General features: G+C 72.6%; 2 protein-coding genes. Both read right to left on the reverse strand.

The window, feature by feature from the left end; all coding sequences use genetic code 11:
* Window positions 1-271 (reverse strand): A/G-specific adenine glycosylase (locus tag VI078_09030; GenBank protein HEY5999424.1); only part of this gene is annotated, 271 nt, incomplete at its 3' end.
* A 125-nt stretch (window positions 272-396) separates the two neighbouring features.
* Window positions 397-2,436: UvrD-helicase domain-containing protein (locus VI078_09035; protein HEY5999425.1), on the reverse strand; the 2,040-nt coding region annotated here is incomplete at its 5' end.

Consider the following 2,436-nt stretch of genomic DNA (forward strand, 5'->3'; position numbering starts at 1 on the left):
CGAGCGCCGCCGCGTCGTCCGGCACCCGCCCCCCGTGCCGCTCCAGCAGCAGCCGCGCCGCGCGCTGCAGGCTCAACGCCCGGCGGTTGTAGCCGAGCCCGCGCCACACGGCGAGCAGCCGCGCCATCGGGGCGGCGGCGAGCGCCTCCAGGTCCGGGAACGCGGCCAGGAACTCCTCGTACTTCGGTCGCACGCGCTCGACCTGCGTCTGCTGGAGCATCACCTCCGAGACGACGATGCGATAGGGGTCGCGCGTCTCGCGCCAGGGCATCGACCGGCCGGCGGCTCGGTAGTGCGCCCAGACGCGACGGCGGAAGGCCTGGACGGCGGCACGCCCGCGAGCGCCGGTGGCCTTCGTACGGGGACGGGCCGAGGCCCGCGCCCTTCCCTGCCCCGTCACAGCCGCTTGATGCGGCGGAAGAAGTCGCCCGGGGACATGTGGGCGTCGTCGTCGTACTCGAGGTAGGTCTCCCGCGGGTCGCAGCGGTCCTCGCGCCGCACCCCCTGCTCGGGCAGCTCTTCCAGGAAGCGCGACGGCACCGCGCGCTCGACCTTGGCGTACTTCGTCCGCGTCGCGGCCCAGGTGATCGTCAGGCTGCGCCGCGCCCGCGTCATCCCGACGTACGTCAGGCGCCGCTCCTCCTCCAGCCCGCCGGCCTCGAACTCCGAGCGCCGGTGCGGCAGCAGCCCCTCCTCGAGCCCCGTGAGGAAGACGTGCGGGTACTCGAGCCCCTTGGCGGCGTGCATCGTCAGCAGCGTCACGCAGTCGCCGCCGCCATCGTCGGACTCCTCGTCGCGCCCCGAGAGGTTCACGCCCGCCAGGTAGTCGCCGAGGTTCGCCCCCGGCTCGGCCTTCTCGAAGGTCGCCAGCGCCGCCACCACCTCGCGCACGTTCTCCGCCTTGCGCTCGCCGGCGACCATGTCCTTGACGGAGCCGCGCACCGCCTCCTCGAGGCCGGTGATCCGCACCAGTTCCTCGGCCGGCGCGGCGAGACGCCCCGGCGCGAAGCGCGCGCGCATCTGCTCGAGGAAATCGAGGAACTCGCGCAGCGTGCGCGCCTGCCGCTCGCCGACGCCGGGCACCTCGGCGGCGCGCGCCATCACCTCCGCCAGCGGCGCGCGCTCCGCGAGGCTCGCCGCCTGGAGCTTGTGGATCGTCTCGTGCCCGATCCCGCGCGGCGGGAAGTTCACCACGCGCAGCAGCGAGACTTCGTCGCGCGGGTTGTGGATCGCCTGGAGGTAGGCGACGAGATCGCGCACCTCCTTGCGGTCGTAGAAGCGCATCCCGCCGACCACCACGTAGCGCATCCGGTGGCGGCGCAGCACGTCCTCGAAGGGGCGCGACTGCGCGTTCGTCCGGAAGATCACCGCGCAGTCCGCCGGCTTCGCCTTGTCGGCGGCCGTGAGGCCGATGATCCGCTCGATCACCGCGTTGGCCTCGTCCTCCGCGTCCTTGCACGCCAGCACCGTGACCGGTATGCCGTCGCCCAGATCGCTCCAGAGGTTCTTCTCGCGCCGCGCCGGGTTGCGCCGGATGACGGTGTTCGCCGCGGCCAGGATGTGCCCGGTCGAGCGGTAGTTCTGGTCCAGCGTGATCACCTTGGCCGTGGGCCAGTCGGCGGTGAAGTCCAGGATGTTCCCGGGGAGCGCGCCGCGCCAGCCGTAGATCGACTGGTCGTCGTCGCCGACGACGGTGAGGTTCCCCGCGGGGCCCGCCAGCAGCGCCACGAGGCGGTACTGCACGGCGTTCGTGTCCTGGAACTCGTCCACGAGGATGTGCCGGCAACGCTCCTGCCAGCGCGCGAGCACCTCGGGGAACTCGCGGAAGAGGCGCAGGGTGAACACGAGCAGGTCGTCGAAGTCCACCGCGTTGTAGGCCTTGAGCGCGCTCGCGTAGCGGGGCGCCGCCTCGGCCGCGAGGATGGCGTAGGGCTCCGTGCCATCACCGGGGTCGACCTCGCGCCCCTCGTTCTTGGCGCGCGAGATGATCCCGAGCACGCGCTTGGCGTCCGCGTCGCCGCGCCCGACCATCCGCACGTCGCGCAGCGCCTCCTTGAGCGCCGAGAGCTGGTCGGCGGTGTCGTAGATCGTGAAGTTGCGCTTGTAGCCGAGGTGCTCGATCTCGCGGCGCAGCACGCGCACGCAGAAGGAGTGGAAGGTCGAGACCGCCGGCGCCTTGACGCCCCTGGGCAGCAGCCGCGCCACACGCTCCTTCAGCTCGTCGGCCGCCTTGTTCGTGAACGCGACCGCGAGGATCGTGTCCGGGGCCGCGCCCCGCTCGACGAGGTGCGCGACGCGGTAGGCGAGCGTGCGCGTCTTGCCGGTGCCGGCGCCGGCGAGGATCAGCAGCGGCCCGTCCCCGTGGAGGACCGCCTCGCGCTGGCGCGGGTTGAGGGCGTTCAGGTGTCGGTTCTGGCTCATGGGCTGCGGGATTAT

The sequence above is a fragment of the bacterium genome (assembly GCA_036524115.1).
Lineage (GTDB): Bacteria > JAUVQV01 > JAUVQV01 > JAUVQV01 > DATDCY01 > DATDCY01.